This is a genomic window from Bittarella sp. HCP28S3_D9 (assembly GCF_052065655.1).
Taxonomy (GTDB): domain Bacteria; phylum Bacillota; class Clostridia; order Oscillospirales; family Ruminococcaceae; genus Bittarella; species Bittarella massiliensis.
The window spans coordinates 178,641-200,031 of the sequence record NZ_JBQHTP010000003.1 but is presented as its reverse complement, the minus strand read 5'-3'; the positions used below and the strand labels follow the sequence as shown (position 1 = coordinate 200,031).

Genomic DNA, 21,391 nt, shown 5'->3' with positions numbered 1-21,391 from the left:
GGGAGGGAAAACGAACATGAGCAAGATTCCTGTCATCATTGATTGCGATCCGGGCCACGACGACTTTATCGCCCTGGCCCTGGCCCTGGCCAGCGACAAGCTGGACGTCAAGGGCATTGTCACCGTCGCCGGCAACCAGACGCTGGAGAAGGTCACCGTCAACGCCCTCAAGGCCGTTGAGCTGATGGGCCGCACCGACGTGCCGGTGGTGGCCGGCAGCGCCAAACCCATGCGCAAGGCCCATGTGCCGGTGCCCCAGGTGCACGGCGAGTCGGGGCTGGACGGCCCCTCTCTCCCCGACCCCACCACCCAGGTGCTGGACAAAAACTTCGTCGATTTCTACGCCGACATCCTGCGCGAGAGCAGCGAGAAGGTCACCATCCTCGCCGTCGGCCCCCTGACCAACATCGCCACCCTCTTTTACTGCCACCCCGAGCTGGTGGAAAAGGTGGCCGCCATCAACGTCATGGGCGGGGCCAACCGCGCCGTCGACTTTAAGGACTACCCCTGCAAGGGGGCCGAGTTCAATATCTGGCAGGACGCCGAGAGCGCCCACTACGTCTTTGATTTAGACGTGCCGGTGACCATGTTCGGCCTGGACATGACCTACCAGACCTGCGTCACCCCGGCCGAGTTTGAGCGCTTTGCCGCCGAGGGCGGCAAGGTTGGGAAGGTGGTCTCCCAGCTGCTGACCTTCTTCTACCGCTGCCAGGAGAAAAACGGCATGAAGGCCTGCCCCATCCACGACGCCTGCCCGGTGGCCTACACCATCGCCCCCGAGATGTTCCAGGTGGAGCACCGCGACATCACCGTCGAGTACGAGGGCGAGCACACCTACGGCTTTACCTACGTGGACATGCGGGTCTACAAGGAGCCCGGCAAGAAAAACTACTGGTGCGTCTCCACCGACCGCGACGCCTTTGTCGAGATGCTCATCAAGGCCTGCAAGTCCTACGACTAGGAGAGACGGGCGCTGTACTCAAAGAAAAAAGAGAGCCGCCGGACCGAAGTCCGGCGGCTCTCTGCCGTATATGTAGCCCTAGGGGCGAATGTAGGCGTATCCCTCGCTCTGCCTGCGGGTCAGTTCCAGAGCTGTTGACAGCACCACCACCGCGTAGGAGGGGATGTCTTTGTTCCCCAGTCCCAGGTGACGGAGGGTGTTTTGGCTGACCGCCACATTGACCCCCCGCTTTACCAGGTCCTGCAGGGCGGTCCGTATCGGCTCCCCCGTCTCGTCGTGCAGGTTCAGCGGGGTGACAGCCGGTCCGTTGACCATGAACTCAATGACAATGTCGGTCTTGGTGTCCTTCCCGTAGTTGAGCATGTGGATGGCATTTTTGATTGCCAGTTCCCACTTGGACCCGTCGCTCACATGAAAAATCGTGCGCATACTTTCCTCCTGACCCAATCGATGGATGGCTTCTATCTTTAAGATATATGAACAATATGTCTGTATTTGTGTTATATAGTGAATAATATATAAACACTATTTTTAAATTTTTGTTTTTCAACAGGGTTTTCCACAGGTGTTGAAAACTGCCCTGTTGGGTGTTTGGGGAAAATGGAGAAAAGGGGAAAAAGCCCATGAAAAAAGCGTTTTGACAGCGCGATGAGTCGAAAAGAGAGAAGGCATTTTCAGGGCGTTTGGCAAGAAATCCACATTGGCTATGTGGAAAAGGTTGAAAACCCGGCGTCCCTTGTCCAATTACAGGGAAAAGCGGCCTGCGCACCGATTTCTCGAGTGCGCGGGCCGCTTTTCTTTTGCAGAGGTTTTCTCCCCGCCGTCAGAGGGGGGAAAGGGGCGAAGTTGCCATCACAGCTTCTCCGGCGGTGAAATGCCGCGGCATCAGCCGCACTTGGAGAAGCCGCAGTTGCGGCAGGTTACGCAGCCGCCCTCATGCTCCAGGGCGCTGCCGCACTCGGGGCAGGTGCGCAGGGCGTGGGTGGGCAGGTGGTAGCCGATCCAGGCCTTTTCGGCGTGGGGGGTCTCGGTGCGCTTGGCGGGGGCCTCCGGGTGCCGGGTGGAGCTGGGGATGGTGGCCCCCTGCTCCGCGCCGCCGCTCTTCAAGAAGTCGTCCACCTTCTTGACGATCTTGGCGATGGCGTCCGGGCAGGAGGTGCAGCTCATCCCCTGCTGGCGGATGGTGGAGGGGCAGCGGATCCCCTTGAGCTGGTCGATGATCTCGTCCGCCGAGATGCCGGAGCGCAGGGCGATGGAGGTGAGGCGCGCGGTGGCCTCCGACTGGCTGGGGCAGCCCCCCGCCTTGCCGGTGTTGGTGAATACCTCCACGATCCCCTCTTTGTCGTAGTTGACGGTGATGTAGAGGTTGCCGCAGCCGATCTTCATCCGCTCGGTGAAGCCGTTGACCACCTCCGGCCGGGGCCGGGGCCCGATTTGACGGGTGGGCAGGGCGGGGACCTCCTCCTCTTTGGAGCCGTCGTTGACCTTGCCGATGTTGAGCACCTGGCTGTCCCGGCTGCCGTCGCGGTAGATGGTCACGCCCTTGCAGCCCAGGCGGTAGGCCAGCATGTACACCTGGGAGACGTCCTCCAAAGTGGCGGTGTGGCCGAAGTTGACCGTCTTGGAGACGGCGTTGTCGGTGTACTCCTGGAAGGCGGCCTGCATCTTCACGTGGTATTCAGGGGTCACGTCGTGGGCGCAGACAAACACCCGGCGGATGTCCTCGGGGATCTCCTCGATGTGGGCGATGGTCCCCTCCTTGGAGATGCGCCGCATCAGCTCGTCGGAGTAGAGGCCCCGCTCCTCCAGCAGCTGCTTGAGCACCGGGTTGACCTCGATGAGCTCGGTCCCGTCCATCACGTTGCGGATAAAGACATAGGCGAAGACCGGCTCCACCCCCGAAGAGCACCCGGCGATGATGGAGAGGGTGCCGGTGGGGGCGATGGTGGTGACGGTGCCGTTGCGGCGGGCCGCCCCGTCTTTGAGGATGCTCTCTTCAAACAGGGGGAAAGCGCCCCGCTGTTTGGCCAGCTCCTCGCTGGCCTCGTGCCCCACCCGGTTGATGAAGGACATGATCTCCCGGGCGGCCTCTACCCCCTCGTCGGAGTTGTAGGAGATGCCCCGCAGCAGCAGCATGTCGGCAAAGCCCATCACCCCCAGGCCGATCTTGCGGGTGGCCTTGGTGGTCTCGTCGATCTTGTCCAGGGGGTACTTGTTCACGTCGATGACGTTGTCCAAAAAGTGGACGGCGGTGCGCACCGTCTTCTCGAGCTTCTCCCAGTCCACCTCACAGCCGTTTTTGTCTTTGCCCTGTTTGAGCATCTTCACCAGGTTGATGGAGCCCAGGTTGCAGCTCTCGTAGGGCAGCAGGGGCTGTTCACCGCAGGGGTTGGTGCTCTCGATCGGCCCCTGGCCGGGGACCACGTTGTCCCGGTTGAGCCGGTCCAGGAAGATGATGCCGGGCTCGCCGTTTCTCCAGGCGCCCTCCACGATCTTGTCGTAGACCATCTTCGCCCCCAGGGAGCCCACCACCTTTTTGGTGGAGGGGTCGACCAGGTCGTACTCGCCGTCGGCGATCACCGCGGCCATAAACTCCTCGGTGATGCCCACGCTGATGTTGAAGTTGGTGATGTCGGCGTTGTTCTTCTTGCAGTCGATGAACTCCAGGATGTCCGGGTGGTCCACCCGCAAGATCCCCATGTTGGCCCCCCGCCGGGTGCCGCCCTGCTTCACCGCCTCGGTGGCCATGTTGAACACCCGCATAAAGCTGATGGGGCCGCTGGCCACCCCGCCGGTGGACTTGACGGCGCTGCCGCAGGGGCGCAGCCGGGAGAAGGAGAAGCCGGTGCCGCCGCCCGACTTGTGGATCAGGGCCGCCTGCTTCACCGCCTCGAAGATGTCCTCCATCGAGTCGGCCACCGGCAGCACAAAGCAGGCCGACAGCTGGCCCAGGGGGCGCCCGGCGTTCATCAGGGTGGGGGAGTTGGGCAGGAACTCCAGGTTGGTCATCGCCTCGTAGAATTCCTTTTCCAGCGCCTCGGTGGAGGCGCCGCCGGTATAGGGCTTGTCCGCGCCGGCGATGGAGCCGGCCACCCGGTGAAACAGGCCCTCCACCGTCTCGGTCACCTTCCCGCTCTCGTCGCGTATCAAATACCGCCGCTCCAGGACGGTCTCTGCGTTCTTTGAAACTGGCATCTCGCTTCTCTCCTCTTTTTTCGATCCGGGGCTTTGCCGCCCCGCAGAAAACCGCCGGCCGGCCATAACACCATATATTGTATCACTGCTGGGGTACAGGGGCAATATCTGTTACCGATCTGGCGGTCCGAAAAACAGAGAAGATTCTCTCCCCCTTTTGTGCAGAAGGGAAAATATCCAGTTTCCAATATTTTCTTGACCGGTTTTGCCCGCGGGTGAGGATGGGAAAGAGAGACAGGGCCGCGCCGGTTTGGGCGGGCCGGTGGCGGCGAGGAGGGCGCAAGGGAGGGCAGAAGGGGTGGAGAGAAGCGATGGAAGGGGGTGGCGAGGAGGCGTTCCGGCAAACCCGGTCCCGCGCGGCGTGGGGGTCTCCCCTGAACTGCCCGCCCAACTTCGCCTGTCAATGGCCCGGGGGGGAGGAGAGGCCGCTGGGGGAGAAAGGGGCGCGCTTCCGGCGGCTCCCCTCCAGCCTCTTTTCTCAAAAAGCGCCCTCCCCCCCCCTCTCTGCCCCCTTTTGCGGCAAAAAGAGAGGGCGCGGCCTCCTCTCCCAGGAAGTCGCGCCCTCTCCTATTTTTTGCAGGAGAAACTCAGCTGTTTTTCCCCTGTATGTACTCGTCAATGGCGGTGGCGGCCTTTTTGCCCGCCCCCATGGCCAGGATGACGGTGGCCGCACCGGTCACCGCGTCGCCCCCGGCGTAGACCCCCTCGCGGGAGGTGAGGCCGGTCTCCTCGTCGGCGATGATGCCGCCCCACTTCTGGGTCTCCAGCCCTGCGGTGGTGGACTTGATCAGCGGGTTGGGGGAGGTGCCGATGGCCATGATCACGCAGTCCACGTCCAGCACGAACTCCGAGCCCTCTTTTACCACCGGGCGGCGGCGGCCCGACTCGTCGGGCTCGCCAAGCTCCATCTCCACGCACTCGATGCCGCCCACCAGCTTGTTCTCGTCGGGCAGGATCCGCACCGGGTTGCACAGCAGCTTGAAGATGATGCCCTCTTCCTTGGCGTGCTCCACCTCTTCGCGGCGGGCGGGCAGCTCCACCTCAGAGCGGCGGTAGACGATGTAGACCTCTTCGGCGCCCAGCCGCTTGGCGCAGCGGGCCGCGTCCATGGCCACGTTGCCGCCGCCCACCACGGCCACCTTTTTGGCGTGCTCGATGGGGGTGTCGGCCCCCTCTTTGTAGGCCTTCATCAGGTTGACCCGGGTCAAGAACTCGTTGGCCGAGTAGACCCCCTTCAGGTTTTCCCCGGGGATGCGCATGAACCGGGGCAGCCCCGCGCCCGAGCCGATGAAGACCGACTCGAAGCCCTGCTCGAACAGCTCGTCGATGGAGAGCACCTTGCCGATGACCATGTTGGTCTCCACCTTGCAGCCCAGGGCCTTCAGGCCGTCGATCTCCTTTTGCACGATGGCCTTGGGCAGCCGGAACTCGGGGATGCCGTAGACCAGCACCCCGCCGGCCAGGTGGAGGGCCTCGAACACGGTCACGTCATAGCCCTTTTTCACCAGGTCGCCGGCGCAGGTCAGGCCCGAGGGGCCCGAGCCGATGACGGCCACCTTGTGCCCGTTGGGGGCGGGGCGCTGGGGCGCCTCTGCGCTGTGGCTGTTGTGCCAGTCGGCCACAAACCGCTCCAACCGGCCAATGGCCACCGGCTCCCCCTTGATGCCCCGCACGCATTTCCCCTCGCACTGGGTCTCCTGGGGGCAGACCCGGCCGCAGACGGCGGGGAGGGAGCTCTGCCGGGCGATCACCTGGTAGGCCCCCTCAAAATCCCGCTCCTTCACCTTGTCGATGAAGGCGGGGATGTCGATGGCCACCGGGCAGCCGCCCACGCAGGGGGCGTTTTTGCAGTGCAGGCAGCGATTGGCCTCGTCCACGGCCTGCTCCTCGGTGTAGCCCAGGGCCACCTCCAAGAAGTTTTTGTTGCGCACGTCGGGCGCCTGGGAGGGCATTTCATTTTTCTTTAAAGACATGTTGGGCACGGTCACTGCACCTCCTTGGCAAACAGGTTGCAGGTCTCTTCCCGGGCCTGCTTCTCAAAATCGCGGTACATGCTCGAGCGCTCGATGGCCTCGTCAAAGTCCACCAGGTGGCCGTCAAAGTCGGGCCCGTCCACGCAGGCGAACTTGGTCTCGCCGCCCACCGTCAGCCGGCAGCCGCCGCACATCCCGGTGCCGTCGATCATGATGGGGTTCATGCTCACCACCGTCTTGATGCCGTAGCCTTTGGTGAGGGCGGCGACGAACTTCATCATCACCAGGGGGCCGATGGCGATGACCTCGTCATACTGCTCCCCGCTCTCGATGAGCTCTTTCAGGGCGTCGGTCACCAGCCCCTTGCGGCCGCTGGAGCCGTCGTCGGTCATGATGACCAGCTTGTCGCTGACCGCCTCGAACTCCTCCTGCAAAATCACCAGGTCGGTGTTGCGAAAGCCCACCACCGAGTGGACCTCCGCCCCCTGCTGGTGCAGTTTCTTGGCGATCGGGTAGGCGATGGCGCAGCCCACCCCGCCGCCGATGACGGCGACCTTGTGCAGCCCGTCGGTGTGGGAGGGGGTGCCCAGGGGGCCCACAAAGTCCTGCAGGCACTCGCCCTCTTCCAGGTGGTTCAGCTTTTCGGTGGTGGCCCCCACGATCTGAAAGATGATGGTGACCGTCCCCTTTTCGCGGTCGTAGTCGGCGACCGTCAGGGGGATGCGCTCCCCTTCGGCGTCCACCCGCAGGATGATGAACTGGCCCGGCTGGGCCTTTTTCGCCACCAGCGGCGCGTCGATCTCCATCCGGGTGACGGTGGGGTTGAGCACCTCTTTTTTGACAATTTTGTACATAGGTGTGTCGCTGCTCCTTTCGCGGGCCCCGGCAGTTGGCCGGGCGCGGCAGATTGGTTGGCTCTTCTCACTTCTAATACTATACACGATATCGGCAAAAAAACAAGGTGCGGCCCTCTGAGGCAGCAGGCGAGGGGGACTTTTGCCAAGCCCCCCTCGCGCCAGCGCGCGCCCCGCCGAGGGGCCGCCCTTTTTCTGTGTGCAGTTGTTAGAAGTCGATCTCCAAATCGTAGTAGCAGGCCTTCAGCAGCTTCTCCATCTCCTCCTGGGTGGGGATGCGGGGGTTGGACCCGGTGCAGGCGTCGCTGATGGCCAGGGCCGCCACGTCGGCCAGCTTGTCGTTAAACTCCTTCTCGTCGATGATGCCGCCCTCGTAGTCCTTGATGCAGGTGGGGATGTTCAGAGAGGCGTTCATGGCCTTCAGCTCGGCGATCAGGGCGTCGGTCAGGGCGCAGTCGCTCTCCCCCTGCAGGCCGATGAAGCGGGCGATCTCGGCGTAGCGGGCGCAGGCCTCGGGGTTTTTGGCGTTGTACTTGATGACCTTGGGCAGGTACATGGCGTTGGCGCAGCCGTGGACGATGTGGCCGCCGCTGTAGGCCGCACCGGTCTTGTGGGCCATGGAGTGGACGATCCCCAGCAGGGCGTTGGAGAAGGCCATCCCGGCCAGGCACTGGGCGTCGTGCATCCGATCGCGGGCTTCCATGTCGCCGTCGTAGGACTTTTTCAGGTCCTCGTGGATCATCTTGATGGCGTGCAGGGCCAGGGGGTCGGTGTAGTTGCAGTGCAGGGTGGAGACGTAGGCCTCAATGGCGTGGGTCATGGCGTCCATCCCGGTGTGGGCGGTCAACTTCTGGGGCATGGTCTCGGCCAGATCCGGGTCGACGATGGCCACGTCGGGGGTGATGTTGAAGTCGGCCAGGGGGTATTTGATCCCCTTCTGGTAGTCGGTGATGACGGCGAAGGCGGTCACCTCAGTGGCGGTGCCGGAGGTGGAGGGAATGGCGCAGAAATGCGCTTTCTGCCGCAGGGTGGGGAAGGAGAAGGGGGTGATCAGGTCCTCGAAGGTGATCTCGGGGTACTCGTAAAAGGCCCACATGGCCTTGGCGGCGTCGATGGGGGAACCGCCGCCCATGGCGACGATCCAGTCGGGCTCAAACTCCCGCATCATGGCGGCGCCCTTCATCACCGTCTCCACCGAGGGGTCGGGCTCGACGCCCTCAAAGAGCTTGACCTCCATCCCGGCCTCGTTCAGGTAGGAGACCGCCCTGTCCAAAAAGCCGAAGCGCTTCATGGAGCCGCCGCCGACCACGACGATGGCCTTGTTTCCCTTCAGGTTTTTCAGCTCTTCCAGAGCGCCTTTTCCGTGATACAGGTCCCGGGGCAGTGTAAACCGTGCCATAAAAAATACCTCCTTGAAATAGGTGGATCAAATTGGTTGGTTAAAAGCAAGGAAGAGGGGTGGCCAGGGGTGATGGCCTGCTCCCGGCCGCCCCTTTCTCGCTTCGTTAATAGTTTAACACTCCGCCCCTCAAATGGGAAATGAATTCGTGGCATGGCGGTATGCCTTCCGGTGCATAGGCCCGGGGTGCAAAAAGGCCCCGGCGCGCTCCGCCGAGGCCTGTCTCTCTTTTTCAGTGGTATTCGGTCTCCCCCAGCTCCCGGATGGTGGCGGTGAGCTTGGCGATAAAGGCGCGGTCCAACTCGCTGAAGCGGTAGCCCTTGGCGTAGACGATCAGGTCCTTGTAGCGCTCACTCTTGCGGTGGCAGCGCCGCTGCACCAGGCGGCAGCGGGACAGCACATCCTGGGGGACGGGGGAGGCCCAGATGTAGGAGGAGGGGACGGCCTGCAGCAGGTCAAACTGGCTCCCCCGCTCGTAGAGGGCGATCCGCCGCGCGGGGAGGGGCTCCCCCTCCCTTCCCGCCGACCGGACGGCGGTGGGGTGGCTCAAGTCCCCGTGTTCCAGCAGGATGGAGGAGGCCAGATCCCGCTCGTAGATGGTCTCCTGCCGGGCCAGCGGGTGGTCCTGGGAGAGGAGGAGCAGGGGTTCAAACTCCCAGAGGAGGTGGTGCTGCAGTTCCCGCTCGTAGAGCAGGCGGAGAAAGTACTGCTCCTGCTCCGGCGAGGTGCGCAGGATGCCCAGCCGGTAGTCCCGCCCCGCCACACAGCCGACGGCGTCCAGGGAACCGGTCTCTTTGAAGTCGATCTCCATCCCCCCGGTGCTCCCCAGGGAGTGGACGAACTTGGTGAAGGCGTGGGTGATATAGCTGGCCCGGGGCACTGCTACGCTAAAGGAGATGCGCTCGGTCTCCCCCGGGCGGTAGCGGGCCTCCAACTGGTCCACCTGTTCCAAAATCGAGCGGGCCCGCTCCAAGAAATCGGCCCCCTGCTTGGTGGGGAGCAGCCCTTTGGGGGTGCGCTTGAAGATGGCCATCCCCAGGTCGGCCTCCAACTTTTTCACGGCTTTGCTCAAGTTGGGCTGGGTGGTGTAGAGGTTGTCGGCTGCCTGGGTCATGGAGCCGGTCTTCTCCACCTCGAGCGCATAGCGAAGATGCAGCAGGTTCAGTCAAATCGCCCCCTTCCAGCAGATCGTCTTACCCTACCAGTATACCACAGCCGCCCCGATTTTCACCCGCGTGGGGCCGATATTTTTCCCCGATTTGCCGCTGTGCCCCCGCGCAGAAAATAAAAAGACCCCGGCAGAACCTGCCAGGGAAAGGGAGAGATCGGCCGGTCAGGAGATGGCGTCGAGCACGACGTCATACAGATGACAGGGGTACAGCTGCAACTGGGTGCAGAGCGCGGCCAACTGCTCGACGAACGCCTGCTCACAGGAGACGTCCGAGACAAAGGCCACCTCCTCGCTCCCACTGGAAGAGACCTTCATCGCCCGGATGCCGTAGCCGGTGTAGGGACCGATTTCACAGTGTTGTAGGGTCTCTTTGACCACTGCGTACTGGAACACGCAAACCCACCTCCTCCCGGAACACCTCGACGTCGAGTTGCAAAAACAGAATCAGCCGAAGCAGGATTTCAGAGTTGGGAAGGGCGATCCCCTTTTCAATTTTTTGGTACCACCGCACAGAGATGCAAACGGCCTCTGCGACCTGCGCCTGGGTGAGGCGTCGCTCGCTGCGGGCGTGCAGGATTTGGGTCGAAAAGGCAGATTTCAAAGACAAAACGACGACCTCCCCTATAAAGGAAGTTTATATTTGTTTTTCCGCCTTTACCACGAACTATGCGTTCACCTTGTGAGAAGTGTGCTTTTCCCCTTTCGCCCGTTTTAAGAAATGATGTAATCTGTCTAGCAGGTTTTGTCGAATGGTGTCAAAATAAGCTCTACCGCACTTCTGGTGGAAAAGAATACCCGGCGGGAAAACCCAAAGCCCCTTCCCTTTTATTGTACTTGATGGGTGGAGAAAAGAGACGCGCTCTCAACATATAGAACAGAAAATGTCGAGATACGATCAAGAAAAAAAGGGGAACAATAAATTTTTTTTATTGTAGTCTGGCCTCTGTTTTCTCCCAAAAGCAGAGGGAGCTGCGCCGGTCAGCGCAGCTCCCTCTGTCGGGAAAGACGGTTTAGTTTTTGGGCGCATAGAGCTCTCGCAGCCCCAGCAGGCGGCGGTATTTCTCCCCGGCGGCTGCCCCGGCCCGCTCAAACAGGGCCTCCGCCCGCTCGGGAAAGACTTTTTGCAGGGCAGTGTAGCGGATCTCCCCCTCCAAAAAGTCGCGGTAGGTGAGGGTCGGCTCCTTGCTGTCGAGCGCGAAGGGGTTCTCCCCCGCCGCCCGCCGGCGGGGGTCAAAGCGAAACAGCTGCCAGTACCCGGTCTCCACCGCCCGCTTGATTTCGCTCTGGGCGTTCACCAGCCCGCCCTTGATGCCGTGGCTGATACAGGGGGCGTAGCAGATGACCAGCGAGGGGCCGGGGTAACTCTCCGCCTCCACCAGGGCCTTGACGCACTGGTTGTAGTCGGCCCCCATCCCCACCTGGGCCACGTAGACGCTGCCGTAGCTCATGGCCATGGCCGCCAGATCCTTTTTCTGGGCCTCTTTTCCAGCGGCGGCAAACTGGGCCACCGCCCCGGTGGGGGTCGCCTTGGAGGCCTGGCCGCCGGTGTTGGAATAGACCTCGGTGTCAAAGACCAGCACATTTACATCCGCGCCGGAGGCCAGCAGGTGGTCCAGCCCCCCGAAGCCGATGTCGTAGGCCCAGCCGTCGCCGCCAAAGGCCCAGCAGGACTTTTTGCCCAGAAAATCCCCCTCGGCCAAAATGGCCTTGGCCAGTTCGCTCTCCTCCCCCTGCAGGGCCTTTTGCAGGGCGCGGGCCGCGGCCGCGTTTTCCGCCCCCTGCTCCAGGGTGGACAGATAGCGCTCGCAGGCCTCTGCCAGCGGTCCGGCGGCCTGCTGCCGCAACTGCTCCACCCGGCTGATCTGGCGGCGGCGCACCGTGTCCAGGGCCAGGTAGATGCCGTAGCCGAATTCGGCGTTGTCCTCAAAGAGGGAGTTGGCCCAGGCCGGGCCCCGCCCCTCCTCGGTCACGGTGTAGGGGGTGGCGGGATAGCTGCCGCCCCAGATGGAGGAGCAGCCGGTGGCATTGGCGATCACCATCCGCTCCCCGAAGAGCTGGGTCACCAGCTTGGCGTAGGGGGTCTCCCCACAGCCGCCACAGGCCCCCGAAAACTCCAGCAGAGGGCGCCGGAACTGGCTGCCCTTGACGGTGGTGGGCTTAAACTTCTCCAGCACCTCCGGCTTGGGGGACAGCTCCTGCCCGTAGTCGAAATAGGGCTGCTTTTCCCGCTGGCTGTCCAGGGGGCGCATCACCAGCGCCTTCTCCCCCTTTTTGCCGGGGCAGACGTTGGCGCAGGAGCCGCAGCCGGTGCAGTCCAGCTGGGAGATGGTCACCGCAAAGGAGAGCCCCGGCATCCCCGTCATGGGCACCGCCTCCATCCCCTCGGGGGCCGCTTCCAGCTCCTGGGTGCTCATCACCGCCGGGCGGATGACGGCGTGGGGGCAGACGTAGGAGCAGAAGTTGCACTGGATGCAGTTTTCCGGCACCCAGGTGGAGACGTCCACCGCGATCCCCCGCTTTTCAAAGGCGGCCGACCCCTGAGGCAGGGCGCCGTCCTCCCGTCCGAAGAAGGCCGACACCGGCAGGGAATCCCCCCGCTGGGCGGCAATGGGGTCTTGGATGTCCCGCAGGTAGCGCTCCATCTCCGCCCCGGCGTGGTGGCTGTTTTGGTCCCTCTCCTCCCCTGCGGCCTGTGCCCAGTGGGCGGGAACCTCGACGCGGCGCACCGCAGCAAAGCCCTGGTCGATGGCCGCCTGGTTCATGGCCACCACCTGTTCCCCCTTGCGGCCGTATGAGGCCTCGGCAGCGGCCTTCATGTAGCCGATGGCCTCCTCGGCGGGGATGATTTCGGTCAGCTTGAAAAAGGCCGCCTGCAGGATGGTGTTGATCCGCCCCCCTAGGCCGATTTCCCGGGCGATCTTCACCCCGTCGATGGTGTAGAGGGCGATGTTGTGCGCGGCCATATACCGCCGGTCGGCGGCGGGCAGGTGGCGCTCCAACTCCTCGGGGCCCCAGCTGCAGTTGAGGAGGAAGGTCCCCCCATCCGCCAGGTCCTCCACCATGGGGTAGCGGCCCAGGTAGGCGGGGTTGTGGCAGGCCACAAAATCCGCCTTGCGCACCAGATAGGTGGACTTGATGGGCGCCTTGCCGAAGCGCAGGTTGGAGATGGTCAGCCCGCCCGATTTCTTGGAGTCGTAGCTGAAATAGGCCTGCACCCGCAGGTCGGTGTGGTCGCCGATGATTTTGATGGCATTTTTGTTGGCCCCCACCGTCCCGTCGGAGCCCAGCCCCCAGAACTTGCAGTTGACCGTCCCCTGGGGAGTGGTGTCGGGCAGTTCGATCTCCCGGAGGGAGAGGTGGGTCACGTCGTCCTCAATGCCGATGGTGAAGCGGGGCTTTTCCCCCCGCTTGCCGTTGGCGAACACGGCGGCGATCTGCCCGGGGGTGGTGTCCTTGGAGCCCAGGCCGTAGCGCCCCGAGTAGAGGGGGATGTGGGCAAAGGGGCTTTCCCGCAGGGCGGCGGCCACGTCCAGCCAGAGGGGCTCCCCCACCGAACCGGGCTCCTTGGTGCGGTCCAGCACCGAAATGGCCTTCACCGTCTCCGGGATGGCTGCCACCAGCCGGTCGGGGCAGAAGGGGCGGTAGAGCCGCACCTTCACCACCCCGGTCTTTTCCCCCTGGGCGTTCAGGTAGTCCACCGTCTCCTCGGCGGTGTCGCAGACCGAGCCCATGGCCACGATGACCTGCTCGGCGTCAGGGGCGCCGTAGTAGTCAAAGAGGTGGTAGTCGGTGCCCGCGGCCCGGTTGACCTTTTCCATCTGCGCCTCCACCACCTGGGGGAAGGCGTCGTAAAAGGGGTTGGACGCCTCCCTGTTTTGGAAGAAGACGTCGGGGTTCTGGGCGCTTCCCCGCAGCACCGGCCGCTCGGGGTTGAGGGCCCGGCGGCGAAAGGCGTCCACCGCCTCCCAGTCCACCATCTCCCGCAGGGTCTCCCGCTCCCAGACGGCCACCTTCTGGATCTCGTGGGAGGTGCGAAACCCGTCAAAGAAGTGGATCACCGGCACCCGCCCGGCAATGGCCGAGAGGTGGGCCACCGCCGCCAGGTCCATCACCTCCTGGGGGTTCTGGGCGCAGAGCATGGCCGCCCCGGTCTGGCGGCAGGCGTAGATGTCCGAGTGGTCGCCGAAGATGGAGAGGGCGTGGCTGGCCACCGCCCGGGCAGACACGTGGATCACCCCCGGCAGCAGTTCTCCCGCCATCTTGTAGAGGTTGGGCAGCATCAGCAGCAGCCCCTGGGAGGCGGTGTAGGTGGCCGTCAGTGCCCCCGCCGCCAGGGAGCCGTGCACCGCCCCGGCGGCGCCCCCCTCTGCCTGCATCTCCACCACCCGCACCGGCTGGTCAAAAAAGTTCTCCCGCCCCTCGGCGGCCCAGCGGTCGGTCACCTCCGCCATGGGTGACGAGGGGGTGATGGGGTAGATGGCCGCCACCTCAGTAAAGGGGTAGGCCGCATAGGCCGCGGCGGTGTTCCCGTCCATGGTCATGGTTTTTCTCGCCATATTGGTTCCTCCTTTTGCGGGCCGCACCCTTTGGGGTGTGGCTCTCTTCTAATAGGGAGGATGGCCGTTTTGCCCCCCGTTCAGACCGGCGGGGAGGAAAAAATGCGCCGTTCCGCCTTCCCTGTCTTACTCCGCCTTATCCCGGCTTGGCCGGTGGGCTCTTTTCTCTCTAAGCCCCGCGTTCCCTCCTTTTAAATTGCTCTCTTTTTCTTCTAGTCTGCTTACTTCTTTTCTGGCCTGCTCTCCTCTCATCACTCCCTCCCCTTCCCCGGGCTGCTCTCCTCATTCCCGGCCTGTTTTCCTATTTTTCGGGTTGCTCCTGTCGCCCTCGGCTCGCTTTCGCGCTCTTTCGCCTGTCCTCCTCCTCTCCGGCTCGCCCTCCTCTTCCCCAACTCGCGCCCCCTTCTGCCGCTCTTTCCTTGAGCATCCGCCCCGCAAAGGGAGGGCTCCCGTCCAAAGGGCATAAATATTTGCAGAAAAAGAGGGCTGACACCGACGTCCCCAAAGAGAGAACATCGCCTCCCCAGCTCTGCGCCGTTTTGGGAAAAGGGGGAGGCGAACGGAAACGTGCGCCCTTACAAAAATCACGGGTTCATCAACTGGGCACTGGCGGTTGCCAACAGAGACGCGGCATTTTGCCTTTAACAATACAGCGCGGAGAGGGGGACGGAGAATGTACACTTGTAGGCTCTATTTTGGCAAAGAGGAAAGAGAAGACTTTGCAGGGATTCCTGCTGTCGAGCCGCGCCAGGATGAACAGGCAGAGGATTGCCTCTGCTGTGCCCTCTTTCCATGTGCGCGCCCTGTGAGCATTCAACCTTGCAAAAGCGAGCCTCGTCCGCCGGCGGCGCGGGAATGGTGACCCCCATCTCGCCGCCGCCCTTTGCTTTTTAAGAGGAGATTTTATTCGGGGGAATTTCGACGTCTCTGGTTGCCACCTTTTTTGCGGCAGTCCTTGGCGGGGCAGAGGAGTTTCAAAGGGCGAGGAGGAGGCCAGGCAAGTCTCCTGTATTCGGGTGTGCGGGAGCACTTCTTCGGCAGGCGCTGTGATCCAGGCCATAGCGGAACTGGGCGTGGAAAATCGCTGGCGCGCCTTCTAATACTGGGGGGAGCGAACGCGCGCCCTATTCCGAGCGGCTGGGCAGCCAGGCGGTGCCGGCGGGAGGAGAAAAGCTGTCGGCAGAGGAGCGCCGGGAGCTGGAGGGCTTTCTCGCCGCCGTCGCCCGGGAGCAGTGCCCCCCTCTGCCCCGCCCACTGGCACAAAAAGAGAGCTGCCTCTCGGCAGCTCTCTTTTTTAGCAGTCTATGTAGCTTTGGTGAGCCTACTCGGCCTCGTACATCTTCTGCAGGTTCAGCAGGTGGTTGTACCGCTTGATGGCGTTCTCCGCGGCCTCTTCAAACAGCTTCTCGGCGCGCTCGGGGAAGGAGCGGGTCAGGGAGGAGTAACGGGCCTCGTTCATGATGAACTCCTTGTAATCGGTGGTCGGGGCCTTGCTGTCCAGGATGAAGGGGTTCTTGCCCTGCTCTTTGAGAGCGGGGTTGAAGCGGAACATGTTCCAGTAGCCGCAGTCCACAGCCTTCTTCATCTCGGCCTGGCAGTTGACCATGCCACCCTTGATGGAGTGCATCTCGCAGGGGGCGTAGCCGATGACCAGCGAGGGGCCGGGGTAAGCCTCGGCCTCGGCCAGGGCTTTGATGGTCTGGTTCATGTCGGCGCCCATGGCGATCTGCGCCACGTAGATGTAGCCGTAGGACATGGCGATCTCCGCCAGGCTCTTCTTGGCGATGGCCTTGCCGGCAGCGGCAAACTGGGCCACCTGGCCGATCTGAGAGGCCTTGGAGGCCTGGCCGCCGGTGTTGGAGTAGACCTCGGTGTCGAACACCATGATGTTGATGTCCTCACCGGAAGCCAGCACGTGGTCAACGCCGCCGAAGCCGATGTCGTAGGCCCAGCCGTCGCCGCCAAAGGCCCAAACCGACTTCTTGGCCAGGTACTCTTTCTTCTTCAGGATGTCCTGGCAGTCGGGGCAGGTGGGGTGTTTCTCCAGCTCGGCGATCAGGGCGGCGGTAGCGGCCTTGTTGGCCTTGCCGTTGTCCTTGCTGTCCAGGTAAGCCTTGGCAGCGGCCTTGAAGCCCTCGTCCTCGCTGTTGGCAGCCATCTCGGCGACCTTGGCGATCAGGCTCTCGCGGATGGCCTTCTGGCCCAGGTAGAGGCCAAAGCCGTGCTCGGCATTGTCCTCAAACAGGGAGTTGGCCCAGGCGGGACCGTGCCCCTCTTTGTTCACGGTGTAGGGGGAGGTGGCAGCGGGGCCGCCCCAGATGGAGGAACAGCCGGTGGCGTTGGAGATGTACATCCGGTCGCCAAACAGCTGGGTGATCAGGCGGGCGTAAGAGGTCTCGGCACAGCCGGCGCAGGAGCCGGAGAACTCCAGCAGCGGTTTCTCGAACTGGCTGCCCTTGACGGTCTCGGCAGCGGGCATGCCCTCTTTCTTGCCGACTTTCTCCACCAGGTAGTCAAACACAGGCTGCTGGTCGATCTGGCTCTCCTGAGCGACCATGGTCAGGGCTTTCTCCTTGGCCGGGCAGACGCCGACACAGACGCCACAGCCCATGCAGTCCATGGGGGAGACGGACATGGTGAACTGGTAGTTCTCCATTCCCTTGCCGACCATCTTGGCGCTCTTGAGCCCGGCGGGAGCGGCTTTCACCTCATCCTCGTTCAGGGCGAAGGGGCGGATGGTGGCGTGGGGGCAGACATAGGCGCAGCGGTTGCACTGAATGCACTTGTCCGCATCCCACTGGGGAACGGTCACGGCCACGCCGCGTTTCTCGTAGGCGGAAGCGCCCTGCTCGAAGGTGCCGTCGGCGTGCTCCACGAAGGCGGAGACCGGCAGGCTGTCGCCGTCCATCTTGCCAACGGGCTGGAGGATGTTCTTCACCATGTTGACCAGCTTGCCGTTGGTGCCGGCGAGAACGGTCTCGTCCACCGCGTCGGCGGCGTCGGCCCAGTCGGCGGGCACGTCGATCTTCACGTAGTAGTCAAACCCGGCGTCGATGGCGTCGTGGTTCATCTTAACGATGGCCTCGCCCTTCTTGGAGAAGCTGCGGGTGGCGGCGTCCTTCATGTAGGTGATGGCGTCCTCTTTGGGCAGAACGCCGGCCAGGGCGAAGAAGGCCGACTGCAGGATGGTGTTGGTGCGCTTGCCCAGCCCGATCTCAATGGCCTTGTCGATGGCGTTGATGGTGTAGAGCTGGATGTTGTTCTTGGCGATGTAGCGCTTGGCCTCGGCGGGCATGTGCTGGTTGAGCTCGTCGAAGTCCCACTGGCAGTTGATCAGGAAGACGCCGCCGGGCTTCACGTCCCGCACCATCTTGTAGCCCTTGATGACGTAGGAGGGGTTGTGGCAGGCCACAAAGTCGGCCTTGTTGATGTAGTAGGGGCTCTTGATGGGCTTGTCGCCGAAGCGCAGGTGGGAGATGGTCACGCCGCCGGTCTTCTTGGAGTCGTACTGGAAGTACGCCTGCACGTATTTGTCGGTGTGGTCGCCGATGATCTTGATGGAGTTCTTGTTGGCGCCGACGGTGCCGTCGCCGCCCAGACCCCAGAACTTGCACTCGATGGTGCCCTCAGCCGCGGTGTTGGGGGCCTCGTGCTCGGGCAGGGACAGGTGGGTCACATCGTCGTTGATGCCGATGGTGAAGCGGGCCTTGGGGGCGTCCTTGGACAGCTCCTCATAGACGGCGAAGACGCTGGCCGGGGTGGTGTCCTTGGAGCCCAGACCGTAGCGGCCGCCGACGATGGTGGCCTTGCGGCCGGCCTCGGCCATGGCGCTCATGACGTCCAGGTGCAGGGGCTCGGCGTAGGCGCCGGGCTCTTTGGTGCGGTCGAGAACGGCGATCTTGGTCGCGGTCTCGGGGATGGCGGCCAGCAGGTGCTTGGCGGAGAAGGGCCGGTAGAGGCGGACCTTTACCAGGCCGACCTTCTCGCCCTTGGCGCAGAGGTAGTCGATGACCTCTTCCGCCACGTCGCAGATGGAGCCCATGGCGATGATGACGCGCTCGGCAGCGGGGTCGCCGTAGTAGTCGAACAGGTGGTAGTTGGTGCCCAGCTTCTCGTTGACCTTGCCCATGTACTCCTCGACCACCTCGGGGATGGCGTCGTAGTAGCTGTTGCAGGCCTCGCGGTGCTGGAAGAAGATGTCGCCGTTCTCGTGGGAACCGCGCATGGTGGGATGCTCGGGGTTGAGGGCGCGCTGGCGGAAGGCGGCCACGGCGTCCATGTCCACCATGTCCTTCAGGTCCTCGTAGTCCCAGATGGCGATCTTCTGGATCTCATGGGAGGTGCGGAACCCGTCAAAGAAGTTGATGAAGGGGACCCGGCCCTTGATGGCGGCCAGATGGGCGACAGCGCCCAGGTCCATGACCTCCTGGGGGTTGGTCTCGGCCAGCATGGCAAACCCGGTCTGGCGGCAGGCGTAGACGTCGGAGTGGTCGCCGAAGATGTTCAGCGCGTGGGACGCCACGGTGCGGGCAGACACGTGGAAGACGGCGGGCAGCAGCTCGCCGGCGATCTTGTACATGTTGGGGATCATCAGCAGCAGGCCCTGCGAGGCGGTGTAGGTGGTGGTCAGCGCACCCGCGTTCAGCGAGCCGTGCACGGTGCCGGAAGCGCCGGCCTCCGACTGCATCTCAACGACCTTGACGGTGTCGCCGAAGATGTTCTTCTGGCCCTGGGCAGACCACTGGTCAACGTAGTCGGCCATGGGGCTGGACGGGGTGATGGGGTAAATGCCAGCCACTTCTGTGAACGCATAGGACACATACGCGGCGGCATTGTTGCCGTCCATGGTCTTCATTTTTCTTGCCATTGTGTTTCCTCCTTTTGATTAAAGAGAACCTCTTTGCTTGCTGGGGCACGCCCGCTGGGCCGCCCGGCCCGGACAAGTGCGCAGATGCGCTGCGCCCGGCCCTGGCCCCTCGCAAAGGCGCAAAAGAGCGCGACGAAAAGGCCGGAGAAGGCCTTCTTCTGCGGAAGCTATTGTTTTGGCGGGCAAAAGAAGGGGAATTTTCTCCCCTCTTTACTTCAAAATTCTAACACGTTTATCCCCTATTGTAAAGGAAAAGCGGGACAAATCTTCCCCCCGGCGGAAAAAGAAAATTCCACCTGTGGGGCGGCGGGACAGGCTTTTTTCCCGGCGCTCGCCCCCGTTTGACAAGGGCGGCCGATGCCGGTATGATAAAAGATATATATCTTGCCAAAAATGCTCTCGCTCCCCCCTTTTTTGCCGCGGCGAAAAATCCACACAAATTGAGAGGGAGCCCGCCCCGCCGCGCGAAAGGGGGCGGGGAAACGCGATCACCGCCCCGGCGGGCTACCGCCGAGGGCGCTCATAGAGGAGGATAAAACAGAATGGACCCTGACGGGACTTGTTGGCTATTTCTCGCCCTTGGCTGTGCGCTGGGGGCGGCCCTGCTCACCGCCTTTTACCACGGCGCCCTCGCCGACTGGGATGACCGGCTGCGCAAACAGACCGACCTCACCGGCGCCGACGCGGCCCTGGCCCGGCTGATGCGCGCCCCCCACCGGACGGAGGCGGCGGTGCTCACCGGCACCCTGGCCCTGGGCTTTGGGGGGCTGCTGGCCGCCCTGGCCGCCGCCCGCCCCGCCCAGCGGGCGCTGGAGGCAGTGACCGGTGGCGGGGCCTGGTTTGCCCCGGTCTGGCTGCTGGGGGCCGCCCTTGTCTGGAGCGCCCTCTTCGCCGCCCTCTGCCGCTTCTTCCCCGCCGCCCTGGGGCAGCGGTACAGCCGCGCCTGCGCCAGGGGGTTGCTGCCGGTCTACCGGCTGCTCTCGCTGCTGGCCCTCCCCCTGGGGCTGTTGGCCGCCGGTCTGGGGCGGGCCCTGGCCGCCCTCTTTGGCGCCAGGACCCCCAAGGGGGCCGAGACGGTCACCGAAGAGGAGATTTTGATGATGGTGGACGAGGGGGGCGAGACCGGGGTCATCGAGCAGAGCCAGAAGGACATGATCGCCAACATCTTCGAGTTTGACGACACCACCGCCGAGGACATCATGACCCACCGCACCGAAATCGAGGCGGTGGAGCGGACGGCCACCGTTCACGACCTGGTGGAGGCGGCCATTCGCTCCGGTTTTTCCCGCATCCCCGTCTACGACGGCGACCTGGACAACATCGTCGGGGTGGTGATGGTCAAGGACCTGCTCCCCCTGGTCGAGAAAAACGACGCCGCCGGGCAGCGGGCCGCCGACTATGTCCGCCCGGTGCCCTACGTGCCCGGCTCGGTCAAGTGCCGCGACCTCTTTCAGTCCCTCACCCAAAAACACGCCCAGCTGGCCATCGTGGTGGACGAGTACGGCGGCACCGCCGGGCTGGTCTCGATGGAGGACATCCTGGAGTCGATCGTCGGCAACATCCAGGACGAGTACGACCGCGAGGAGGAGGAGATCCGCCGGGAGGGGGAGGACGCCTACCTGGTGGACGGCTCCACCGATCTCGACGACCTCTGCGAGGAGCTGGGCATCGAGATCGACTACGACGACTCGCTCTACGACACGGTGGCGGGCTTTCTCACCGACCGGCTGGGCTTCATCCCCGACGACGGGGAGACCCCCTTTGTCGACTGCGGGGGCTACCACTTCCAGGTGGCCCGGGTCGAGGAGCGGCGCATCGCCCTGGTGCGCATCACCCGCCTTCCCCCCGAGGGGGAGGCGGGCGGAGGGCCGGCCGGCGCCCCTGCCGGCCAACAGTAGAGGAGGAGTTGCCTGTGCGCTATCGCACCCAAATCGCCGTTCGCTACGCCGAGACCGACCGGATGGGCATTGCCCACCACTCGGTCTACCCCATCTGGTATGAGCAAGCCCGCAGCGAGTTTGTGGCCGCCCTGGGCCTCCCCTACTCCCAGATGGAGGAGGAGGGGGTCCTCACCCCCTTGAGCGCCCTGGAGTGCCACTTCAAGGGCAGTTGCACCTACGAGGACCGCCTCTGTGTCGAGGTCTGGGTCGAACGCCTGACCCCGGCCCGGGTGGTCTTTGCCTACCAGATTTTTAAGGAGGGGGAGGAGCGGCCCATCAACACCGGCAGCACCACCCACGGCTGGACCGGGCCCGACCTGCGCCCCCTCAATTTAAAAAAGCGCCGGCCGGACATCTACCAGCTCGTCCTCTCCGCCATGGAGGGGGAAGAGGGCTGACCGGCCGGCAGACCAGCGCGCAAAAGGGCGGGGCATATCGGAAGATATGCCCCGCCTTTTTTTTGTGCCCGCCCGGA

13 protein-coding genes and 1 pseudogene are annotated in these 21,391 nt (G+C 63.6%); 4 read left to right on the top strand and 10 right to left on the bottom strand.

The features are described from left to right. The first annotated feature begins 16 nt into the window (after positions 1-16). On the top strand, positions 17-961 hold the full coding sequence (locus ACTNAU_RS03720) for a nucleoside hydrolase (RefSeq protein ID WP_441097572.1): 945 nt from the start codon (positions 17-19) through the stop codon (positions 959-961). A 78-nt stretch (positions 962-1,039) separates the two neighbouring features. Here ACTNAU_RS03720 and ACTNAU_RS03715 read toward each other — a convergent pair whose 3' ends face one another. The 10 genes and pseudogenes from ACTNAU_RS03715 to nifJ (ACTNAU_RS03670) all read right to left on the bottom strand — a co-directional run bounded on the left by ACTNAU_RS03715 (position 1,040) and on the right by nifJ (ACTNAU_RS03670) (position 18,976). Then, positions 1,040-1,390: a DsrE family protein gene (locus tag ACTNAU_RS03715; protein WP_256135458.1), complete on the bottom strand. Its 351-nt coding sequence runs from the start codon at positions 1,388-1,390 to the stop codon at positions 1,040-1,042. Between the two features lie 456 nt (positions 1,391-1,846). After that, positions 1,847-4,156 carry a vitamin B12-dependent ribonucleotide reductase gene (locus ACTNAU_RS03710; protein WP_243164325.1) on the bottom strand — a complete coding sequence of 770 codons (2,310 nt, stop codon included), beginning with the start codon at positions 4,154-4,156 and terminating at the stop codon, positions 1,847-1,849. Positions 4,157-4,743: 587 nt separating this feature from the next. Beyond that, positions 4,744-6,138 carry an NADPH-dependent glutamate synthase gene (gene gltA, locus ACTNAU_RS03705; protein WP_441097585.1) on the bottom strand — a complete coding sequence of 465 codons (1,395 nt, stop codon included), beginning with the start codon at positions 6,136-6,138 and terminating at the stop codon, positions 4,744-4,746. A 2-nt stretch (positions 6,139-6,140) separates the two neighbouring features. Further along, entirely contained in the window at positions 6,141-6,983 is an 843-nt protein-coding gene (locus ACTNAU_RS03700; protein ID WP_021660107.1) for a sulfide/dihydroorotate dehydrogenase-like FAD/NAD-binding protein, read from the bottom strand. A gap of 208 nt (positions 6,984-7,191) precedes the next feature. Continuing rightward, entirely contained in the window at positions 7,192-8,382 is a 1,191-nt protein-coding gene (locus ACTNAU_RS03695) for an iron-containing alcohol dehydrogenase (protein WP_216400628.1), read from the bottom strand. Between the two features lie 232 nt (positions 8,383-8,614). Next, a complete protein-coding gene (locus ACTNAU_RS03690; protein WP_256135455.1) occupies positions 8,615-9,538 on the bottom strand; it encodes a LysR family transcriptional regulator in 924 nt (307 codons plus the stop codon). A 177-nt stretch (positions 9,539-9,715) separates the two neighbouring features. Beyond that, a pseudogene (locus ACTNAU_RS03685) lies at positions 9,716-9,958 on the bottom strand (DUF6514 family protein); the annotation flags it as partial. Then, positions 9,903-10,154, bottom strand: coding sequence for a helix-turn-helix transcriptional regulator (locus ACTNAU_RS03680; RefSeq protein WP_368044584.1), 252 nt, complete (start codon positions 10,152-10,154; stop codon positions 9,903-9,905). The gene ACTNAU_RS03680 and the pseudogene ACTNAU_RS03685, both read right to left, overlap by 56 nt. A 409-nt stretch (positions 10,155-10,563) precedes the next feature. Continuing rightward, positions 10,564-14,109 (bottom strand): pyruvate:ferredoxin (flavodoxin) oxidoreductase, encoded by a 3,546-nt coding sequence (nifJ, locus tag ACTNAU_RS03675; RefSeq protein ID WP_441097571.1) that lies wholly within the window; start codon positions 14,107-14,109, stop codon positions 10,564-10,566. Between the two features lie 1,321 nt (positions 14,110-15,430). Next, complete coding sequence (gene nifJ / locus ACTNAU_RS03670) at positions 15,431-18,976, bottom strand: pyruvate:ferredoxin (flavodoxin) oxidoreductase (RefSeq protein ID WP_185915352.1); 3,546 nt, start codon at positions 18,974-18,976, stop codon at positions 15,431-15,433. Positions 18,977-18,990: 14 nt separating this feature from the next. Between nifJ (ACTNAU_RS03670) and ACTNAU_RS03665 the strand changes: the two genes are divergently transcribed. From ACTNAU_RS03665 to ACTNAU_RS03655, 3 genes are all read left to right on the top strand, one after another. Next, a complete protein-coding gene (locus ACTNAU_RS03665; protein ID WP_441097570.1) occupies positions 18,991-19,203 on the top strand; it encodes a hypothetical protein in 213 nt (70 codons plus the stop codon). A 315-nt stretch (positions 19,204-19,518) separates the two neighbouring features. Next, on the top strand, positions 19,519-20,874 hold the full coding sequence (locus ACTNAU_RS03660; RefSeq protein WP_441097569.1) for a hemolysin family protein: 1,356 nt from the start codon (positions 19,519-19,521) through the stop codon (positions 20,872-20,874). 14 nt (positions 20,875-20,888) lie between these two features. After that, a complete protein-coding gene (locus tag ACTNAU_RS03655; RefSeq protein WP_256135452.1) occupies positions 20,889-21,314 on the top strand; it encodes an acyl-CoA thioesterase in 426 nt (141 codons plus the stop codon). Positions 21,315-21,391: the final 77 nt, after the last annotated feature.

Bases quoted from the DNA above. Each gene is read 5' to 3' on its own strand.
- ACTNAU_RS03720 (WP_441097572.1), top strand. From the start codon at position 17: ATGAGCAAGATTCCTGTCATCATTGATTGCGATCCGGGCCACGACGAC.
- ACTNAU_RS03715 (WP_256135458.1), bottom strand. From the start codon at position 1,390: ATGCGCACGATTTTTCATGTGAGCGACGGGTCCAAGTGGGAACTGGCA.
- ACTNAU_RS03710 (WP_243164325.1), bottom strand. From the start codon at position 4,156: ATGCCAGTTTCAAAGAACGCAGAGACCGTCCTGGAGCGGCGGTATTTG.
- ACTNAU_RS03700 (WP_021660107.1), bottom strand. From the start codon at position 6,983: ATGTACAAAATTGTCAAAAAAGAGGTGCTCAACCCCACCGTCACCCGG.
- ACTNAU_RS03695 (WP_216400628.1), bottom strand. From the start codon at position 8,382: ATGGCACGGTTTACACTGCCCCGGGACCTGTATCACGGAAAAGGCGCT.
- nifJ (WP_441097571.1), bottom strand. From the start codon at position 14,109: ATGGCGAGAAAAACCATGACCATGGACGGGAACACCGCCGCGGCCTAT.
- nifJ (WP_185915352.1), bottom strand. From the start codon at position 18,976: ATGGCAAGAAAAATGAAGACCATGGACGGCAACAATGCCGCCGCGTAT.
- ACTNAU_RS03660 (WP_441097569.1), top strand. From the start codon at position 19,519: ATGGACCCTGACGGGACTTGTTGGCTATTTCTCGCCCTTGGCTGTGCG.